The sequence below is a fragment of the Serratia sp. LTN-2 genome, from assembly GCF_059740205.1.
In genome coordinates this window covers 30,615-47,850 of sequence record NZ_JCAXDO010000005.1, presented here as the reverse complement: position 1 = coordinate 47,850, position 17,236 = coordinate 30,615, and the positions used below count along the sequence as shown (strand labels likewise).

Below are 17,236 nucleotides of genomic sequence, written 5' to 3'. Positions count from 1 at the left end.
AGCGTAGCTGAAAAATAAACCGGCCGCGTCACCGGCGATCGGGCGCCGGACGGTAAAAACGAGGTAAACCGGGATTCTGAGCGGCAAACATACCCTGAGCGGCGGGGTTTTGTGAAGCAACAGATGATTAACCTTGTGGCTATACGCATTTAATGCTTATTTTATAGGGCCTAAGCTTTGGGCTTCTGGCCATCTTCACTGTTGCAATGGTTAACACATGACAAAAGAACAATTCTACGCGGAATTAAAACGTGACCTGAGCGCGTTGCTCGGCGGGGAAACCAACTTTATCGCGGCGCTGTCCAACGCCAGCGCGCTGATCAACGAGCGTCTGGATGACGTGAACTGGGTCGGTTTCTATCTGATGGAGGGCGACCAGTTGGTGCTGGGGCCGTTCCAGGGCAAGATCGCCTGTGTGCGCATTCCGGTGGGTAAGGGCGTGTGCGGCACGGCGGTGGCGGAAAATCGCGTGCAGCGCGTCGGCGACGTGCATGCGTTTCCGGGCCATATCGCCTGCGATGCGGCCAGCAACGCGGAAATCGTGCTGCCGCTGGCGGTTGGCGGCCGAACGATCGGCGTTTTGGATATCGACAGCACGGTTTATCAACGCTTCGACGAACAGGACGAAGCGGGCCTGAAAGCAGTGGTGGCGGGGCTTTGTGAGCAACTGGAACAGTGCGACAGTGCGAAATATGTGACTGTAGCGGCAAGTTGATCGACGGTTAACGTGGCAATTACCGATGGCGTCATTATAATGACGCCTGTTCATGCCTGTGGCTTGTTGGCAATACCGTTGTAATCAGGAAATTTCATGGAAAATCAACCTAAGTTGAACTCTAGTAAAGAAGTCATTGCTTTTCTTGCCGAGCGTTTTCCGCTCTGCTTTAGCGCCGAAGGCGAAGCTCGTCCGCTGAAAATCGGTATTTTTCAGGATTTGGTAGAGCGCGTGCAGGGGGAAGAGAATCTCAGCAAAACGCAATTGCGTTCTGCCCTGCGCCTATACACCTCAAGCTGGCGTTACCTGTACGGCGTCAAGGTTGGCGCTCAGCGCGTCGATCTGGACGGCAATCCGTGCGGTGAACTGGAGCAGCAGCATGTCGATCATGCTCGCCAGCAGCTTGAAGAAGCCAAAGCGCGCGTTCAGGCACAGCGTGCCGAACAAAACGCCAAAAAACGTGAAGCCGCCGGCGAATCCGCCGATGCCGCTCCGCGCCGTCCGCGTCCAGCCGGTAAAAAGCCCGCTGCACGTCGCGAAGGCGGAGCCGCGCCGGAAACCCGCAAGCCGCGCCCACAAACTCGCCCGCAGCCCGCTCGCCAACCTCGTGCAGCAAAAGAGGAAAGCCAGCCGCGTTATGCGCCAGTCACGGATATCTCTACACTGCAAATTGGCCAGGAAATCAAAGTCAGAGCAGGCAAGAGCGCGATGGATGCTACCGTACTCGAAATCGCTAAAGATGGCGTACGTGTGCAGCTCTCTTCCGGTCTGGCGATGATTGTGCGCGCAGAACACTTGCAGTTCTGATACGGAGGCCAACCAAGGCATGAACAAATTCGTCAGATTAACAGCGATTGCAGGGCTGCTGTGGGCGGGTGTCAGTTACGGTGCGGAAACAGCCAACATCCGCATCGGCCAATTGCCCCAACTGCAACAGGAACCTCAGCACGCTACGGTGAGTGAGCGCGTTACCTCGCGCTTCACTCGCTCTCATTACCGCCAGTTCGCGCTCGATGCGGAGTTTTCAGGCAAGATCTTCGATCGCTACCTGAACATGCTGGACTACAACCATAACGTGTTGCTGGCCTCCGACGTGGCGCAGTTCGCCGGCAAACGCAATCAGGTTGGCGAAGAGCTGAAAACCGGCAAGCTGGATACCTTCTACGCGCTGTTCAATCTGGCGCAGAAACGCCGTTTCGAGCGTTACACGTATGCGTTGTCGCTGCTGGAAAAGCCGATGAACTTTACCGGCAACGGCACTATCGATCTCGACCGCAGCAAAGCGCCGTGGCCGAAAGACAAGGCCGAGTTGGATAGCCTGTGGGATGCGAAAGTCACCTATGACGAGCTGAACCTCAAGCTGACCGGCAAGACCGACAAAGAAATCCGCGACACGCTGACCAAGCGCTATCAGTTCGCCATCAAGCGCCTGACGCAAAGCAACAGCGAAGACGTTTTCCAGCTGGCGATGAATGCCTTTGCGCATGAAATCGATCCGCACACCAACTACCTGTCGCCGCGCAACACCGAGCAGTTCAACACCGAGATGAGCCTGTCGCTGGAAGGCATCGGCGCGGTGCTGCAGATGGATGACGATTACACCCTGATCAACTCGATGGTGCCGGGCGGCCCAGCGGCGAAGAGCAAGGCGATCACCGTGGGCGATCGCATCGTCGGCGTCGGCCAGGCCGGCAAACCGATGGTGGACGTGATCGGCTGGCGTCTGGACGACGTGGTGTCGCTGATCAAAGGGCCGAAGGGCAGCAAGGTGCGCCTGGAGATCCTGCCGGCCGGCAAGGGCACTAAAACCCGCGTGGTCACCTTGACCCGCGAGCGCATCCGCCTGGAAGACCGCGCGGTGAAAATGACCATCAAGACCGTCGGCAAAGAGAAGGTGGCGGTGTTCGACATCCCTGGCTTCTACGTCGGCCTGACCGATGACGTGAAAGTGCAGCTGCAGAAGATGGCCAAGCAGAACGTCAAGAGCGTGATCATCGACCTGCGCACCAACGGCGGCGGCGCGCTGACCGAAGCGGTCTCGCTGTCCGGCCTGTTCATTCCAAGCGGCCCGGTGGTGCAGGTGCGCGACAACAACGGCAAAGTGCGTGAAGACGCCGACACCGACGGCGTGACCTACTACAAAGGCCCGCTGGTGGTGCTGGTCGATCGCTTCAGCGCCTCCGCCTCCGAGATCTTCGCGGCAGCGATGCAGGATTACGGCCGCGCGCTGATCGTCGGCGAGCCGACCTTCGGTAAAGGCACCGTGCAGCAGTACCGTTCGCTGAACCGCATCTACGATCAGATGCTGCGCCCTGAGTGGCCGGCGCTGGGGTCGGTGCAGTACACCATTCAGAAGTTCTACCGCGTCAACGGCGGCAGCACCCAGCGCAAAGGGGTGACCCCGGACATTCTGATGCCGACCGGCGTCGATCCGGCGGAAACCGGCGAAGCGTTTGAAGACAACGCCATGCCGTGGGACAGCATCAATGCGGCGACCTACAGCAAGACCGGCGATCTGACGCCGTTCGAGCCGGAGCTGCTGAAAGATCACCAGCAGCGCATCGCGCAGAATCCGGAGTTCCAGTACATCGCGCAGGATATCGCGCATTACAAGGCGCTGAAGGATAAACGCAACATCGTGTCCCTCAATCTGGCGGTGCGCGAGAAAGAGAACCACGATGACGATGCGACCCGTCTGAAACGCATCAACGAGCGTCTGGAGCGCGCCGGCAAGAAGCCGCTGAAATCGCTCGACGATCTGCCGAAGGATTACCAGGAACCGGATCCGTACCTGGATGAAACCGTGCATATCGCGCTGGACCTGGCTCATTTGGAGAAGGATCAGCCCGCTCAACAGCCGGCGCCGGCCAAATAAGGCGGCGGTTGGCAGAATGAAAAACGCACCCTCGGGTGCGTTTTTTTATGGCTGCGGTATGCGCGGCTCAGACGGTTTTCTTGCGGTGGCGCAGCCCGAGCCGGATGCAGGAAACCACCACCAGCAGACAGCCGAGCAGCGACAGCAGCAGCGGGACTTCGTGCCAGAACAGCCAGCCCCAGGCGATATTGAACACGATGCCGATATAGCGCACCACCGAGACCACGATCAGGTTATCGGAAGAGAAGGCCTGGGTTAAGACGACCTGTCCCAGCAACGACACCAGCGCTATGGCGAGCAGAATGGCAAACTGGTATGCGTTGGGCCAGACGAATGACTGCCACATCAGCGGCAGCGAGATCAGCGTTGCGATGAACAGGAAGTAGAACACGATCTCGTAGTTGTGGTGGCGTTTGCTGAGTTTGTTGACCGACAGATAGGCGATCGAGGCGAACACCGCGCTCATCACGCCGACCAGCGACGCCAGGGTATAGGCCGAGAAGTGCCACGGCCGCACCAGCAGCACCGCGCCGATGATGACCATCGCCAGCCAAAACGCGGTATTGGCGTTGACCCGCTCACGCAGCACCAGCAAGGAGAGCAAAATGGAGAAAAACGGCGACAGGTAGGCCAGCATGCTGGCATCGGCCAGCGTGAGGTGGGCGATGCTGTAAAAATAACAGATCAGATACAGCCCGCCCATGGTGCCGCGCAATACCAGCAGCGGCCGGTCTTCACGGCTGAAGGCGACGCGGTGGCGATACATCAGCAGCAGAACCAGCAGGCAGCCGATACTGCTGCGAAAGAACACGATCTCTCCGGTGGGAATGACGTCGGCGATGGTTTTGACCAGCGCGTTCATGACGCTGAAAATCAGCGAGGCGAAAATGGCCAGCAGCGCACCCTGATTCATGCTTGCCTCCGCCACTGCCGGTAGGTGATATCCGCCTGCTCGCGGCAGGTATCGTCCAGCAACGAACGATGACAATGCTCGGCGCCGATCCGGGTGACGAAGCTGTGCAGCGCCTGCTGAAAGCGCGTCAACAGGCGCTGGGCGGCGGGCATCTCGACGCCCAGCCGCTGCGCCAGCAAGACCAGAACGCGCAGTTTGCGCACGTCCTCTTGCGGCACGCGCGGCAGTCGCCATAACCCCTGCGCATCCTGGAAGACGCGGGCGACCCTGACGGCGGAAAAATCATAGTAGCGGCCCTGCGCGTCCGGTTCGGAATAGGGATCGACCAGCAGCGCGGTATAGCGCGCAAACAGCGCGTAGCGTTGCTCCGCCGGCGCGAGCTGCGGGAATTGGTCAATCCAGCGGCGGCTTACCATACGAGGCGGCACCGGGTAATTGTCGTCATTCAAAAAGCGCAGCAGGTTGATGGCCTCGACGCCGAGCCGGTTGAGCAACTGCCGGTAATCCTGCGAGAGCGCCAGCATGTCGGCGATCGTCTCGGGGCAGATAGGGCCTTCGGGGTAGGTCTTATACAGGTACTGTATCGGCGCCTGCGGCTGAAAGATCGCCTGTAGCGTGGTATCGGCCAGCGCCAGCGGAGGATGAACATAGTTGGTGATGCTGAAGCGTTCGGCGGCCAGCAGGCTGTCGCAGCGCTGGGCATCGATGCCGTGACGTGCCAGCACCGCGCAAAGCCAATCGAGTTCGGCGCGGTCTGACGTTGGGCTTTGGCCGGCCAGATAAATCCGCTGCTTGAATGCCTTGGTGTAGGCGCGGTAAGGCTGCGCGGCATCCTGGTATTTGGTATCGGCGTAGTAGCTCGACAGGCTGATGATCCCGACGTGGGATTGCCCGGCGTCCTGCAGCAGGCTTTGCACCATCAGGCCGGAACCGATGGAAGGAGAGAGCAGGATCAGTGAGCGCAGCTGGGGCAACGCCGCCCATGGCACCTGCCGCAGCACGTCATGATATTGATCGGCGGGGACGGCAAGGATCAGTCGGTGCCAGTCACCGCCGACCCGTGACAGGTCATCGCAATAGCTGTCGATCGTCACTTGCGTATCGCCTTGGGTGCGCTGCGCCTTACCGGCGCCCGTCAGAGACAGGCTGGGCGCGTGAGCCAAATGATGCCGCAGGCGTTGTCCTTTCTCGCTGGGGCGGTTGTACAGGCCGATGCGCGCATTGGCCGCGGCCTTGATATCCGCCGCCAATTGGATAGCCGCCGGGCCGGCGCCCAGAATCAGGGTGGAAAAGGCATTATTCATGGCGGAGAGGCTCCAGAATCAACAGATCGTACAGCGGGGTGGCGAGCGGTTTACCGCTGATGCGCCACGGCGAACCGGCGGCCTGGTGATGGTAAGGGCAGTTAAAGAGAGACTTGAGGCCGTTGCCATAGCGCACCAGCAATTTGCCGCGTTGCGGCAGCAAAGGCCGCAGCTCCCTCAGCAAGCCCTGCTTGTCGGCCACCAGAGAGGCGATGATGATGTGATCGACGTCATTGCGGGTCAGGCCGTTCAGCTTGTCGATGCAGGGCATCTGCCGCACCAGCCCCAGATGGCGCGTGAGGCGGCGGGCAAACCGCTGGGCCGCCGGATCGCAATCGTAGCAAATGACGGTGGCGGCAAGCCTGGCGACCAGCGCCAGCGCCGTGGTGGGCAAGGCGCCGCTGCCCACCAGCAACACCCGCTCGCCCGGTTGGATGCCGGCGGCGGCGATCTCCAGCTGCAGGGCGCGATCGAAACTGTTCAGGTAGGCGTTAGTCTGTGCCGGTTGCCGACAGAGTGCAGAGACGCGATGCTTCTCGTAGTCGCACAATGCGGCATTGGCTGTTGCCCGCAGTTGGGCGATCTGCGCCGTTATCAAACGGTCGTTTTCCAGTTTTCGACGGTAGGCCTGCAGCTGTGGTTCGTCGTTAAAGGCTTGCAGGCGACTGAAGCGGCGTTCCAGCAGGGAAAAATGACGCCGATCTTGCCGGGCGGAGCGGTGTAGCTGGTGAATTTCCTGTTGCAAACCGGCGAGTTGCGCCAGCATGTCCGCCTTGGTCAGGGTGTACATGGGGATTCTCCGTGTGCGTGTAACAGCTGTGTCGGCAGCAGATAGGGGTAGCCCTGCGGGCTGACGCCGTTTTCGATACCGACGCCAAATACGCGAGACATCATCGGGTGTCCCATCATCTGATGAGTCTCGCCGTGGCAAACGACGCGTCCGTGCTCGAGCAGCGTAAGTGAGTGGCAATAACGCAGCGCCAGCCCCAGATCGTGGATCACCAGCAGCGTGATGCAGCGATGACGCCGGCCGTAGTCGGCGATCTGATTGAGCACGCGCAGCTGGTGATGGATATCCAGCGCGCTGGTGGGTTCGTCGAGTAAAATGAGCTGCGGTTGAGAGACGAACGCCTGAGCCAGCATCACCAACTGTCGCTGGCCGCCGCTGAGACGGTTGAAGGGGCGATCGGCGAGCGCGGAAATGCCGCATTCCGCCAGCGCCTGTTCGACCGCATCGGCCTGGGCGGCGCTGACGCGCCATCCCAACTGCCGTACCTTGCCCAACAGCACCATGTCAAAAGCGGTCAGTGCCGAATCGCAGCGATTAAGCTGCGGCACATAGGCGATGCGGCTGGTTTTCGGATCGAGAGGGCGCTCGCGGTAGGCGATCTCGCCGCTGTACGGCAACATGCGATTAATCGCTTTCAGCAGCGTGGACTTGCCGGCGCCGTTGGGGCCGATGATGCCGCCGAGTTTTGCCTCCGGCCAGCTCAGGGATACGTCGGCCAATAGCGGGCGGCGATGCAGCGTGACGTCGACGCCGGTGAGGGTCAGTTGAGTCATGGGCGTTTAACCTGTCGGGTGACGAAGTAAAACAGCACCGGCACGCCGATCAGGGCGATGACGATGCCGATGGGCACCACGCCGTTCGGCATCACCAGCTTGGCGACGATCGACGCGCACAGCAGCAGCAGGCTGCCGCAGAGGGCGGAAATGCAGATCAGGTAACGCTGATCCTCCCCGACCAGAAAACGGGCGAAATGGGGGGCGATCAGCCCGACGAACCCGATGGTGCCGACAAAAGAGACCGAGGCGGCCGTCAGCAAAGTCGCCAGTAGAAAGGCCAGCTTGCGCAGCGCGCTGACGTTGATGCCCAGCCCCTGTGCCTGCTCTTCGCCGGCGGACAGCGCCGTAAGGCGCCAGGCCTGCCGCAGGCTGACGATCAGCGCGCAGAGCAACACGGCGCCGGTGATCGCCACCCCGTGCATATTCGCTTTGAGCAGGCTGCCGAACAGCCAAAAGACGATTTGCTGCATGGCCTCCGGCGCGGCCAGAAACAGCAGCAGCGATTGCAGCGACTGAAAGAAAAACAGCACGACGATGCCGCTCAACACCAATATTTGCGGCGTCATGCCCCGGCGTTGTCCCAGCAGATAGATAGGCACGCAGGCGAGCAACGCCATCAGCGAAGCCAGCAACGGCGTGCCCAGCGCCAGCGCGCCGCCCAGGCTGAAGCCGGTGATGATCGACAGCGCCGCGCCGAACCCCGCCGCAGCCGAGATCCCTAGCGTATAGGGGCTGGCGAGGGGGTTGGCCAGCACGGTCTGCATCAGCAGGCCGGCCAGCGCCAGGCTGGCGCCGACCACCAGGGCGGTGAGCGTCATCGGCAAGCGAATCGACCAGAAAACCACCTGATGCAGCTCGTTGCCTGGCGTAGAACCGGGCCGGAGCATTCGCACGATATCCGCGAGGCCAAGATGCGCGGCGCCGACGGTCAGATCGATGGCGGCTGCCGCCAACAGCGCGCCGAGCAGCGCCAGCGTCAATAGCCCGCGGCGCAGCCTGCGCCGTTGCAAAAAATCACGTCCTGTGCGGGCCACGACTACTCTCCTTGCCAGCGTTGCAAGAAGACGCCGTCCGCCTCAATCGGCAGATATTGGCGGTAGAACCGGGCCAGGTTGCGCGCGGGGTCTACGTCGGCAAATGCGGTGGGATAGAGGGCTTTCGCCAGATACTGGACAAAAATAAAGTCGTAAATCGTGCGCGCGCCGCCATGATAAAGCGCATAAAGCCGTTGGTTTTTTATAGCCGGCAGCTGCGGCCATCCCGCCCGCCGGGCATACTGCGTCAGGCGCGCCTGTATGGGGGCGGCCTGTGTGCCGTAGCCCATCGGCACGGCGTTCGGCATATTTTCCCAGTCGCCTCCGGCGAGAAAAATGACGTCGGGCCGTTTGGTCAGGACATAGTCGGCGCGCAACGGAGAGGGGCTGCCGACGACGCCGGCGGCGATATTGTCGGCGCCGGCCAACTGCAGCAGCGGCCCCCAGATCGAGGCGCCATAGCTGCTGCTGTATTCGCCGGGGCCCTTGTCTCCCAGTTCAATATAGGTGATCGGCGGCGGCAGCTGCGCCTGGCGGATGCGCCGCCGGGTATCTTCGAGGCTCTGGCGATATTCGTCGGCCAGCCGTTCCGCTCGCTCGGCGTGGCCCATCGCCTGGCCCATCAACCGAATGCTGGCGAGCTTGACCTCGACGCCCTGGTTGAAGTCGACGACGATGTAAGGAATGTTGAGCCGTTGCAGCACCGGCAGGTAGTTGGCGAAACCGTCGAGCTGCCACTTCGCCAGGATCAGCAGGTCCGGCCGCGTGGTCAGCAGGCGTTCAAAATCGAAGCTCTGGTTATAGAGCGAACCGACATCGACCAATTGAGCGAGCCGCGGCAGCGCGGCCTGATAGCGCGCCCATTGGCTGGTGCGCAAGGCCCAGTCGCTTTTGGAAAAGGCGACGACCTGTTGATAGCTCTCCGGGCCGTTCACCGCCAGAAAATCTTCGTAGTAAAAGCCGATATAGGCGCGCTGTGCGGGGGCGGTCAGGGTGACGCGACGTCCTTCAACGTCGGTGAGGTGAATTTCAGCTTGTGCGAGGTGGCAGAAAAGCAGCCACGTCGCCAGCATCCAGGCGATACGCGATAACATGATTGACATCCCTTTACGATTAATTGTGATGTTATAATGTAACAATTAATCGTAAGATTCAAACTTTCGTCGTCGATGAATCGGCTGCAGGCACGTCGGATCGCACCCAGCGGATATTGACCCAGAAAGGGTGTGGATAAAATCGCCCGCCGCGATCCTGCGCGGGCAAAGAATTTTTTGTGAGAAATCCCTCCGCCTTGCGCAACAATCGTTTACAATTTGCCAAATCCCGGTCGCGCGCCGTTTTTGTAAAGTTTCGTATTTTTAGTAGGTTAATGACGCGCGACTCTTGAAACTGTGACGAATGCCCATACGATCTAGGGTATCTTGGACAGCGTTTTGTTAACATTTATGAGGAAGTAAACATTTTATGATGCGTATAGCTCTGTTCCTGCTCACCAACCTGGCGGTGATGTTGGTTTTCGGGCTGGTGCTCAGCCTGACAGGAATCCAATCCAGTAGCGTTCAGGGCCTGATGATCATGGCCGGTCTGTTCGGCTTCGGCGGCGCTTTCGTGTCGTTGCTGATGTCCAAGTGGATGGCGCTGCGCTCCGTCGGCGGAGAAGTGATTGAACAGCCGCGTAACGAAACCGAAAACTGGCTGCTGGAAACGGTGCGCCGTCAGTCGCAGCAGGCGGGCATCGCCATGCCGCAGGTCGCTATCTACCATGCGCCGGACATCAACGCCTTCGCCACCGGCGCGCGCCGCGACGCCTCGCTGGTTGCCGTCAGCACCGGCTTGTTGCAGAGCATGAGCCGTGACGAAGCGGAAGCGGTCATCGCGCACGAAATCAGCCACGTCGCCAACGGCGATATGGTGACCATGACCCTGATTCAGGGCATCGTGAACACCTTCGTGATCTTCATTTCGCGCCTGATCGCGCAGGTCGCCGCCGGCTTCCTGGGCAACCGCGACGGTGATGGCGAAGGGGAAGGCAACGGCAACCCGATGATTTACTTCGCGGTGTCGATGGTGCTGGAACTGGTGTTCGGCATCCTGGCGAGCATCATCACCATGTGGTTCTCGCGTCACCGCGAGTTCTACGCCGACGCCGGCTCCGCCAAACTGGTGGGCCGCGAGAAGATGATCGCTGCCTTGCAGCGCCTGAAAACCAGCTACGAACCGCAGGAAGCGGGCAGCATGATGGCGTTTTGCATCAACGGCAAATCCAAGTCGTTCAGCGAACTGTTCATGTCGCACCCGCCGCTCGACAAGCGCATCGAAGCGCTGCGTACCGGCCAGTACCTGAAGTAATCGGCTGAATATCATGAAAAACCCCGGCTTGCCGGGGTTTTTTTATGTCCGCTATTTCATCTCGCGGCTGGGCTGCACTGTCTGCGTCGTCGACTGGGTGATGCGCAGGCTGCTGACCGCCGCTGCCAGGGTGGCGAACACCCCGGCCAGGATCAGCGAAGCGTGGGTGCCGGAGGCAGGGAACAGGTTGAACATCAGCGCCACCAGCGCGGCCCCCGAGGTTTGTCCCAGCAGGCGAGCGGTGCCCAGCATGCCGCTGGCGCCGCCGCTGCGGTTGCGCGGCGCGGCGGAAATGATGGTGTGGTTGTTGGGCGACTGGAACAGGCCGAAACCGGCGCCACACAGCACCATGCGCCAGATGATGTCCACATTCGACGGCGCCGCGGGCAGCAGCGCCAGCGAGAACAGCCCGAGCGCGAACACCGCCAGCCCGATACAGCCCAGCAGGCCGGCGTGTACGCGCTCCACCAGCCGGCCGGCGATCGGTGCCATCACCACGATCGCCAGCGGCCAGGGCGTCAGCAGCAGCCCGGTCGCCACCTCATCGCGGCCCAATGCGCTTTGCAGGAAGAACGGCAGCGACACCATCGCCAGCATCTGTGCGGCGAACGAGCAGATTGAGGTGCCCATCGACAGGGCGAAGATCGGAATGCGCAGCAGGTCGACCGGCAGCAGAGGAAATTCCTGACGCAGCTGGCGGCGAACAAACACTGCGCCAATCGCCAGCAGCGCGGCGATCTCGCTGAAGATCAGCGTCAGGCTCTGGCCCTGGGCGAAGCCGCTGATGGCGGTGATCAGCAGGCCGAAGGTCAGCGCATTCAGCACGGCGCTGGTGGGATCGAAACGGCGATTATCGTTTTTCTGGCCGTTGGCGGGCAGGAATTTCATCCCCAGCAGCAGTGCGACGATACCGATCGGCAGGTTGATGGCGAACAGCCATTGCCAGGACGCGACCGACAGGATAGCGGCCGCCACCGTCGGCCCGGCCGCCGAGGAGCAGGCGACGATCAGCGAGTTGATGCCCATGCCGCGGCCGAGAAAGCGTTGCGGGTAGATGATGCGGATCAGCGCCGTGTTGACGCTCATGATGGCGGCGGCGCCAAAGCCTTGCAGCACGCGGGCGATAGTCAGGGTGAGCAGCGAGTCGGACAGGGCGCAGAACAGCGAGGTGATGCTGAACACCAGCAATCCGGCCTGATAGATGCGACGATAGCCGACCAGATCGCCGAGCGACGCCAGCGACAGCAAAGACACGGTGATCGCCAGCTGATAGGCGTTGACCACCCAAATGGAGCTGGCCGGGCTGGCGTTGAGATCGCGCGCGATGGTGGGCAGCGCCACGTTGGCTATCGCGCCGTCGAGCACCGATACGGTAATGCCGAGGGCGATGGCGAGGATCGCCCCATAGCGTTGCGGGACGGGGAGGCCGTCGGAACAAGAACGCATGTTGGTCTCAGCGGTGTTTATTCAGGGGAGTATTATCATGCTAATCATAATCGCCTGCGATTGCATGCCCGTTGTCCGCTTAATTGTAAATAGCGGTGAGCGGGCCGGCGGTTATCCATTTGGCTTCAATCGCTTAGCGCCTATGTGCGTTGCGCGTCGCGATCTGTTCCGATTATACTGAAACCCTTGTTTAAATTTCCTGAAACAAAACCGTTAAGTAGGGTATTCACCATGGCTAACGCAGATTCAGACAAGCAACCGGATGCCGTCTCATCCGTGATGAAAGTGTTCGGCATTTTGCAGGCGCTCGGCGATGAGCGCGAGATCGGCATTACCGAGCTGTCCCAGCGGGTGATGATGTCTAAAAGCACCGTCTACCGTTTTCTGCAGACCATGAAAGCGCTGGGCTACGTTTCGCAGGAAGGCGAGACGGAAAAATATGCGCTGACGCTCAAGCTGTTCGAGCTGGGCGCCAAATCGTTACAGAACGTCGATCTGATCCGCAGCGCGGATGTAGAGATGCGCGAACTGTCGAACCGTACCCGCGAAACCATCCACCTCGGCGCCCTGGACGAGGACGGCATCGTCTATATCCACAAGATCGACGCGATGTACAACCTGCGCATGTATTCGCGCATCGGCCGCCGCAACCCGCTGCACAGCACCGCCATCGGGAAAGTGCTGCTGGCCTGGCGCGGGCGGGATGAGGTGGCGCAGATTTTGTCGCAGATTGACTTTACCCGCAGCACCGAGCATACCCTGACCAGCGCCGCCGAACTGTTGCCGGTGCTGGATCGGGTGCGGGCTCAGGGATACGGCGAAGACGCCGAGGAACAAGAGGCGGGGATCCGCTGCATTGCGGTGCCGGTTTTCGACCGGTTCGGGGTGGCGATCGCCGGGCTGAGCATCTCTTTCCCGACGTTGCGTTTTTCCGACGCGGCGCGGGAGGAGTATGTGGCGTTGCTGCACGTCGCCGCCCGGCGTATATCCGAACAGCAGGGCTATCACGACTACCCGTTTTGACCCTTCGCCAATAAACAACAAGGCGCTGCGGCGGCAGCGCCTTGTTGCTATTTCATGCCCGGCGTCAGCCGCTGCGAAATTCGCTCCAGCACCAACATCAGCAATAGCGTGGCGGCCACCAGGATCATGGTCAGCGTCGCGCCATTGGCGATGCTGCCGCGATCGGTCAGGCTGAAGATAGTGACCGGTAGCGTCGCCCAACTCGGCGGGTAGATCATCATGGTCGCGCCCAGTTCCCCCATCGACAGCGACAGGCTGAGAGCGAAGGCGGAGATCATGTAGGGGGCGATCATCGGCAGGGTGACGTGGCGCAGGCGGAACAGCGGCGACGCGCCCAGGCTGGCAGCGACGTTCTCGTAGTCGCCAGGTAGCCGGGTCAGCCCGGCCATCACGTTGCCGAAGGTAAAGGCGGAAATCAACACGAAGTGGGCGGCGGGCACGATCAGGAAGGTGCCGTTCATCTGCAGCGGCCCTTGGCTGAACGCCACCAGCATCCCCAGACCGATGGAGACCGAAGGCACCGCGCTGGGAATGAAAAACAGCGTGCCCAACAGCCGCTGGCCGCGCCCCTGATGGTGGCGCAGCGCCAGCGCCGCCCAGGTACCGCACAGCAGCGCGAACAGGCTGGCGCTGAAGCCGATAGCCAGACTGGCGACCAGCGCGTCCCAGGAGGCGCCGCTGAAGGCCTGGCGAAAGTGGTTGAGGGTGAAGCCGCTCGGCAGCACGCCGTTCCACTGTTCACTGAGGCTGGACATCAGGATCACCGCCAGCGGCAGGCAGAAGAACAGGGCGAACAGCGTGACCGTCAGCGTGCAGGTCAGGGTGCGGCCGGTGCGAGACCAAATCAACATCGTCAGTTCCTCAGCCCGGCGCGTGCCGCGGCATAGCGGTAAAGGGAGAACAGCCCGAGCGACAGCGCGATATTCACCACGGCGATGGTGCAGGCGACGGCGTAATCCGCCTCCAGAATCGCCTTGGAGTAGACCATCATCGGCAGCGTGGTGACGCCCTTGGCGCCGATAAACAGCACGATGCCGAACTCATTGGTGGTCAACAACAGACACAGGCTGCCGCCGGCCAGCAAGGCCGGCAGTGCGGCCGGTAAAATCACCTGGCGCACCACGCGCCCCGGCCGGGCGCCGAGGATGCTGGCGGCCTCAAGCTGGCTGCGGTCGATCTGCGACAGCGCCGCCATCAGCGGGCGCATCACCAGCGGCGTAAACACGGTGATTTCCGCCAGGATCACTCCCCAGATGGAGTAAAGAAAGTCGACCGGCGGCAGGGTGAAGCCGAAGGTCGCCATCAGCGTGCCGTTCAGCAGGCCGGCGGAGCCGTAGATAAAGGTGAAGGCCAGCGTGATCAGAAAGGTCGGCATGGCGATAAAGGTATCGATCACTCGGGCGATCAGCCGGCTGCCGGGGAACGGCGTGAATACCAGCAGCAGCGACAGCAGCGTGCCGAGCACCAGGCAGCCCAGCGTCGCCAGCAGCGCGATCTGCAGCGTGTTGAGCAGGGCACCGACAAAGCGGCGGGATTCGAACACCTGTTGCAGCGCGGCGGCGCTGAACAGCCCCTGGTCGTCGGTAAACGCCTGTTTGACGATCAGCGCCAGCGGGTAGAAAAACAGCGTCGCCAGCACCAGCAGCGGTAACAGGATCCACAGGCGGCGCGGCAAACGCAGCCGCAGGGACGGGCGAGTAAGCGTAGAGTCGGTCATGTCAGTCCTCGATCAGTACCGCATCGTCGGGGGCGAAATAGAGCGGCACGCGCTCGCCGATCTGCGGCATCTGGCTGCGATGGGTGGTGACCACGCGCAGCGGATGGCCTTCCGCGTCGAACTGCAGGTGCGTCAACTCTCCCTGCCAATGAATATCGCGCAGCGTGCCGATGATGCAGTTGCTGCGCTGGGCATCGGCATCGAGCGCAATGTGCTGTGGCCGGATGCACAGCAGCTTGTCGAAGCCGCGTTGTGCGCCATAAGTGAAGCAGCCGATCACTTTGCCGGCGCAGCTGACGGTGGTCATACCTTGCTGCGCGGTAGTCTCCAGGGCGGTAGCCGGCAGCAGGTTGGCGCGGCCGAGGAACTCGGCGGTGAAGCGGTTCGTCGGATGATGGTACAGCGCGCGGGTTTCACCGTGGGCGATCAGATGGCCGTCGCGCATGATGCCGATCTTGTCCGCCAGCGTCAGCGCTTCGCCCTGATCGTGGGTGACGTACAGAATGGTCAGGTCCGGCAGCTCGCGGTGCAGGCGGGCTATCTCTTCCACCATGCTGTGGCGGATTTGCGCGTCCAGCGCCGACAGCGGCTCATCCAGCAGCAGCACCTTGGGGCGCACCGCAATGGCGCGGGCGATCGCCACCCGCTGCTGTTGGCCGCCGGAGAGCTGGCTGGGATAACGCTTGGCGTAGGCGGACATGCCGACGATGGCCAACGCCTCTTCGACGCGCTCGGCGATAAGGCCGCGCGGCTTGCCCTGCGCGCGCAGGCCGAACGCCACATTGTCCTCGACGCGCATATGCGGAAACAGCGCGTAGTTCTGCACCACCATGCCCAGACCGCGCTCATAGGGCGGCACGTCGGTGACATCGACGTCGCCGATGGCGATGCGCCCGGCGGAGGGCTGCACGAAGCCGGCAATCGCCCGCAGCACGGTGGTCTTACCCGAGCCGGAGGGGCCGATCAGCGCCAGCACTTCGCCGGGAGCGATGGTGAGCGTCAGGGGTTTCAGCACCTCGGTGCCGCGATACGACACGCTGACGCGATCGAGCTGGATGCCCGACGGCCCGGCGATATCCTGGCTGTTATCCCGCGCCTCGGCGCGAGATGAGAGAAGAGAAGGCATGGCCAGAGTCATTCGGTCACCTTGTGCCAGCGAGAAATGTCGGCGGACAGGCTGCTCACCACCTGATTCCAGTCCGGCGCCCAGATGTCCACGCCTTGCAAAGCGGCCTGCGACTGCCTGAAGTTATCGTCGGTCGGCGTGACGTCCTTACGCACCGGCATGCCGTAGGAAATGGCGCTGACGCTGCTCTGCGCTTCCTTGCTCAGCAGGAAGTCGATCAGCTTTTTGCCGTTGGCGCTTTGCGGCGCGCCCTGCACCAGACCGACGTAGTAAGGCAGCACCAGCGTGCTGCGCTTGCCGTCCGGCCCGGCCGGCCAGAACACCTTGACGTTCGGGTTGCTGCGCATCTGCGCCAGATTCATCTGCAGATCGCCGTTGGCCACCAGCAGCTCCCCCTTATTGACCAGCGCGGTCAGCTTGCCGGTGGAGGCGGAAGGGCCGACGTTGTTGCTTTGCAGCTTGCCGAGATAGTCGAAACCGGCGTCTTTGCTACCGAAGCTGTGAAATGCCTGCAGCATCACCGCAGTACCGTCACCCGCCTGTCCCGGCGTGGAATACTGCAGCTTGTTGCGGAACTGCGCGTCCAGCAGCTGCTGGTAGCTGGCGGGCGCCTGCGGCAGCAGTTTGGCGTTATAGATGAAACTGAGGTAGTTGTTCACCAGCGGCACGAACTGCGGCTGCGCATCGGCGATCTGCGCCGCCGCCTGCGGGGTAAAGTCCTGCAGCAGTTTTTCCGCGGCGGCGCGCTGGATGAACGGCGGCAGCGTCACCAGCACGTCGGCCTGCGGGTTGCTGCGTTCTTTCGACAGCCGTTCCACGATGGCGCCCGAGCCGCCTTCAACATACTGCACCTTGATGCCGGTCGCCTGGGTGAAGGCGTCGAACTGGGTTTGATACCAGCTGTGGTCGCCGTCGTGCAAACCGTCGGCAGAGTAGACGGTCACCACCGCATCGGCGGCCCAGGCCGGTGCGGAACCGAGTGCGATGGCGGTCATGACGACCAGACGAGAAAGTTTCATAGCTTCAGCCTCACTGTGGCAAGTTAATGCGAAACTGGTATACACCAGATATGCGGCCAAGCTAATCGGCGAATATGACAAACAAATGAAAGCGGCAAAATATATTTGTCTTAAAAGGGTGATCGAGCGTGGGTGAGGAAGGCGGGGCG

General features: G+C 61.6%; 16 protein-coding genes. 5 read left to right on the top strand and 11 right to left on the bottom strand.

Annotation, left to right across the window (positions count from 1 at the left end; translation table 11 throughout):
* Nucleotides 1-217 precede the first annotated feature (217 nt).
* From AC6BYQ_RS12085 to prc, 3 genes are all read left to right on the top strand, one after another.
* On the top strand, nucleotides 218-715 hold the full coding sequence (locus tag AC6BYQ_RS12085) for a free L-methionine (R)-S-oxide reductase MsrC (protein WP_154746107.1): 498 nt from the start codon (nucleotides 218-220) through the stop codon (nucleotides 713-715).
* A gap of 96 nt (nucleotides 716-811) precedes the next feature.
* On the top strand, nucleotides 812-1,522 hold the full coding sequence (gene proQ, locus AC6BYQ_RS12080; RefSeq protein WP_019454878.1) for an RNA chaperone ProQ: 711 nt from the start codon (nucleotides 812-814) through the stop codon (nucleotides 1,520-1,522).
* 19 nt (nucleotides 1,523-1,541) lie between these two features.
* A complete protein-coding gene (gene prc / locus AC6BYQ_RS12075; protein ID WP_063919293.1) occupies nucleotides 1,542-3,590 on the top strand; it encodes a carboxy terminal-processing peptidase in 2,049 nt (682 codons plus the stop codon).
* A gap of 67 nt (nucleotides 3,591-3,657) precedes the next feature.
* Here prc and AC6BYQ_RS12070 read toward each other — a convergent pair whose 3' ends face one another.
* The 6 genes from AC6BYQ_RS12070 to AC6BYQ_RS12045 are packed head-to-tail and all read right to left on the bottom strand — an operon-like array spanning nucleotide 3,658 to nucleotide 9,501.
* A complete protein-coding gene (locus AC6BYQ_RS12070; protein ID WP_498056912.1) occupies nucleotides 3,658-4,503 on the bottom strand; it encodes a DMT family transporter in 846 nt (281 codons plus the stop codon).
* Complete coding sequence (locus tag AC6BYQ_RS12065; RefSeq protein WP_498056911.1) at nucleotides 4,500-5,807, bottom strand: opine metallophore biosynthesis dehydrogenase; 1,308 nt, start codon at nucleotides 5,805-5,807, stop codon at nucleotides 4,500-4,502. Before AC6BYQ_RS12065 ends, AC6BYQ_RS12070 begins: the two co-directional genes overlap by 4 nt.
* The gene (locus AC6BYQ_RS12060) at nucleotides 5,800-6,597 is read right to left on the bottom strand and encodes a nicotianamine synthase family protein (RefSeq protein WP_309531162.1); all 798 of its coding nucleotides are present in this window, start codon (nucleotides 6,595-6,597) and stop codon (nucleotides 5,800-5,802) included. The genes AC6BYQ_RS12065 and AC6BYQ_RS12060 overlap by 8 nt, the downstream gene beginning before the upstream one ends.
* The gene (locus AC6BYQ_RS12055) at nucleotides 6,585-7,370 is read right to left on the bottom strand and encodes an ABC transporter ATP-binding protein (RefSeq protein ID WP_063919296.1); all 786 of its coding nucleotides are present in this window, start codon (nucleotides 7,368-7,370) and stop codon (nucleotides 6,585-6,587) included. The genes AC6BYQ_RS12060 and AC6BYQ_RS12055 overlap by 13 nt, the downstream gene beginning before the upstream one ends.
* On the bottom strand, nucleotides 7,367-8,407 hold the full coding sequence (locus AC6BYQ_RS12050) for a FecCD family ABC transporter permease (protein ID WP_345790193.1): 1,041 nt from the start codon (nucleotides 8,405-8,407) through the stop codon (nucleotides 7,367-7,369). The genes AC6BYQ_RS12055 and AC6BYQ_RS12050 overlap by 4 nt, the downstream gene beginning before the upstream one ends.
* Nucleotides 8,408-8,409: 2 nt before the next feature.
* A complete protein-coding gene (locus AC6BYQ_RS12045; protein ID WP_049239999.1) occupies nucleotides 8,410-9,501 on the bottom strand; it encodes an ABC transporter substrate-binding protein in 1,092 nt (363 codons plus the stop codon).
* A gap of 370 nt (nucleotides 9,502-9,871) precedes the next feature.
* Between AC6BYQ_RS12045 and htpX the strand changes: the two genes are divergently transcribed.
* Nucleotides 9,872-10,756 (top strand): protease HtpX, encoded by an 885-nt coding sequence (gene htpX, locus AC6BYQ_RS12040; RefSeq protein ID WP_004931482.1) that lies wholly within the window; start codon nucleotides 9,872-9,874, stop codon nucleotides 10,754-10,756.
* A 51-nt stretch (nucleotides 10,757-10,807) separates the two neighbouring features.
* On the opposite strand, the gene AC6BYQ_RS12035 is transcribed toward htpX, so the two are convergent.
* Nucleotides 10,808-12,202, bottom strand: a complete 1,395-nt coding sequence (locus AC6BYQ_RS12035; RefSeq protein ID WP_063919298.1) for an MFS transporter — start codon at nucleotides 12,200-12,202, stop codon at nucleotides 10,808-10,810.
* Nucleotides 12,203-12,433: 231 nt separating this feature from the next.
* On the opposite strand from AC6BYQ_RS12035, the gene kdgR reads away from it, so the two are divergent.
* Complete coding sequence (kdgR, locus tag AC6BYQ_RS12030) at nucleotides 12,434-13,225, top strand: DNA-binding transcriptional regulator KdgR (RefSeq protein WP_025159928.1); 792 nt, start codon at nucleotides 12,434-12,436, stop codon at nucleotides 13,223-13,225.
* 47 nt (nucleotides 13,226-13,272) lie between these two features.
* Here kdgR and AC6BYQ_RS12025 read toward each other — a convergent pair whose 3' ends face one another.
* The 4 genes from AC6BYQ_RS12025 to AC6BYQ_RS12010 are packed head-to-tail and all read right to left on the bottom strand — an operon-like array spanning nucleotide 13,273 to nucleotide 17,087.
* Nucleotides 13,273-14,076, bottom strand: a complete 804-nt coding sequence (locus tag AC6BYQ_RS12025; protein ID WP_498056910.1) for an ABC transporter permease — start codon at nucleotides 14,074-14,076, stop codon at nucleotides 13,273-13,275.
* Nucleotides 14,077-14,078: 2 nt separating this feature from the next.
* Nucleotides 14,079-14,942, bottom strand: a complete 864-nt coding sequence (phnU, locus tag AC6BYQ_RS12020; protein ID WP_025159927.1) for a 2-aminoethylphosphonate ABC transporter permease subunit — start codon at nucleotides 14,940-14,942, stop codon at nucleotides 14,079-14,081.
* Between the two features lies 1 nt (nucleotide 14,943).
* The gene (gene phnT / locus AC6BYQ_RS12015; protein WP_498057020.1) at nucleotides 14,944-16,068 is read right to left on the bottom strand and encodes a 2-aminoethylphosphonate ABC transport system ATP-binding subunit PhnT; all 1,125 of its coding nucleotides are present in this window, start codon (nucleotides 16,066-16,068) and stop codon (nucleotides 14,944-14,946) included.
* Between the two features lie 8 nt (nucleotides 16,069-16,076).
* A complete protein-coding gene (locus tag AC6BYQ_RS12010; protein ID WP_019454891.1) occupies nucleotides 16,077-17,087 on the bottom strand; it encodes a 2-aminoethylphosphonate ABC transporter substrate-binding protein in 1,011 nt (336 codons plus the stop codon).
* Between the last annotated feature and the right edge of the window lie 149 nt (nucleotides 17,088-17,236).

Excerpts from the sequence above, each read along its gene's own strand:
- prc (WP_063919293.1), top strand. The coding sequence starts at position 1,542 with ATGAACAAATTCGTCAGATTAACAGCGATTGCAGGGCTGCTGTGGGCG.
- AC6BYQ_RS12025 (WP_498056910.1), bottom strand. The coding sequence starts at position 14,076 with ATGTTGATTTGGTCTCGCACCGGCCGCACCCTGACCTGCACGCTGACG.
- kdgR (WP_025159928.1), top strand. The coding sequence starts at position 12,434 with ATGGCTAACGCAGATTCAGACAAGCAACCGGATGCCGTCTCATCCGTG.
- AC6BYQ_RS12055 (WP_063919296.1), bottom strand. The coding sequence starts at position 7,370 with ATGACTCAACTGACCCTCACCGGCGTCGACGTCACGCTGCATCGCCGC.
- AC6BYQ_RS12065 (WP_498056911.1), bottom strand. The coding sequence starts at position 5,807 with ATGAATAATGCCTTTTCCACCCTGATTCTGGGCGCCGGCCCGGCGGCT.
- phnT (WP_498057020.1), bottom strand. The coding sequence starts at position 16,068 with ATGCCTTCTCTTCTCTCATCTCGCGCCGAGGCGCGGGATAACAGCCAG.
- AC6BYQ_RS12010 (WP_019454891.1), bottom strand. The coding sequence starts at position 17,087 with ATGAAACTTTCTCGTCTGGTCGTCATGACCGCCATCGCACTCGGTTCC.
- AC6BYQ_RS12045 (WP_049239999.1), bottom strand. The coding sequence starts at position 9,501 with ATGTTATCGCGTATCGCCTGGATGCTGGCGACGTGGCTGCTTTTCTGC.
- AC6BYQ_RS12035 (WP_063919298.1), bottom strand. The coding sequence starts at position 12,202 with ATGCGTTCTTGTTCCGACGGCCTCCCCGTCCCGCAACGCTATGGGGCG.
- htpX (WP_004931482.1), top strand. The coding sequence starts at position 9,872 with ATGATGCGTATAGCTCTGTTCCTGCTCACCAACCTGGCGGTGATGTTG.
- proQ (WP_019454878.1), top strand. The coding sequence starts at position 812 with ATGGAAAATCAACCTAAGTTGAACTCTAGTAAAGAAGTCATTGCTTTT.
- phnU (WP_025159927.1), bottom strand. The coding sequence starts at position 14,942 with ATGACCGACTCTACGCTTACTCGCCCGTCCCTGCGGCTGCGTTTGCCG.
- AC6BYQ_RS12070 (WP_498056912.1), bottom strand. The coding sequence starts at position 4,503 with ATGAATCAGGGTGCGCTGCTGGCCATTTTCGCCTCGCTGATTTTCAGC.
- AC6BYQ_RS12060 (WP_309531162.1), bottom strand. The coding sequence starts at position 6,597 with ATGTACACCCTGACCAAGGCGGACATGCTGGCGCAACTCGCCGGTTTG.
- AC6BYQ_RS12085 (WP_154746107.1), top strand. The coding sequence starts at position 218 with ATGACAAAAGAACAATTCTACGCGGAATTAAAACGTGACCTGAGCGCG.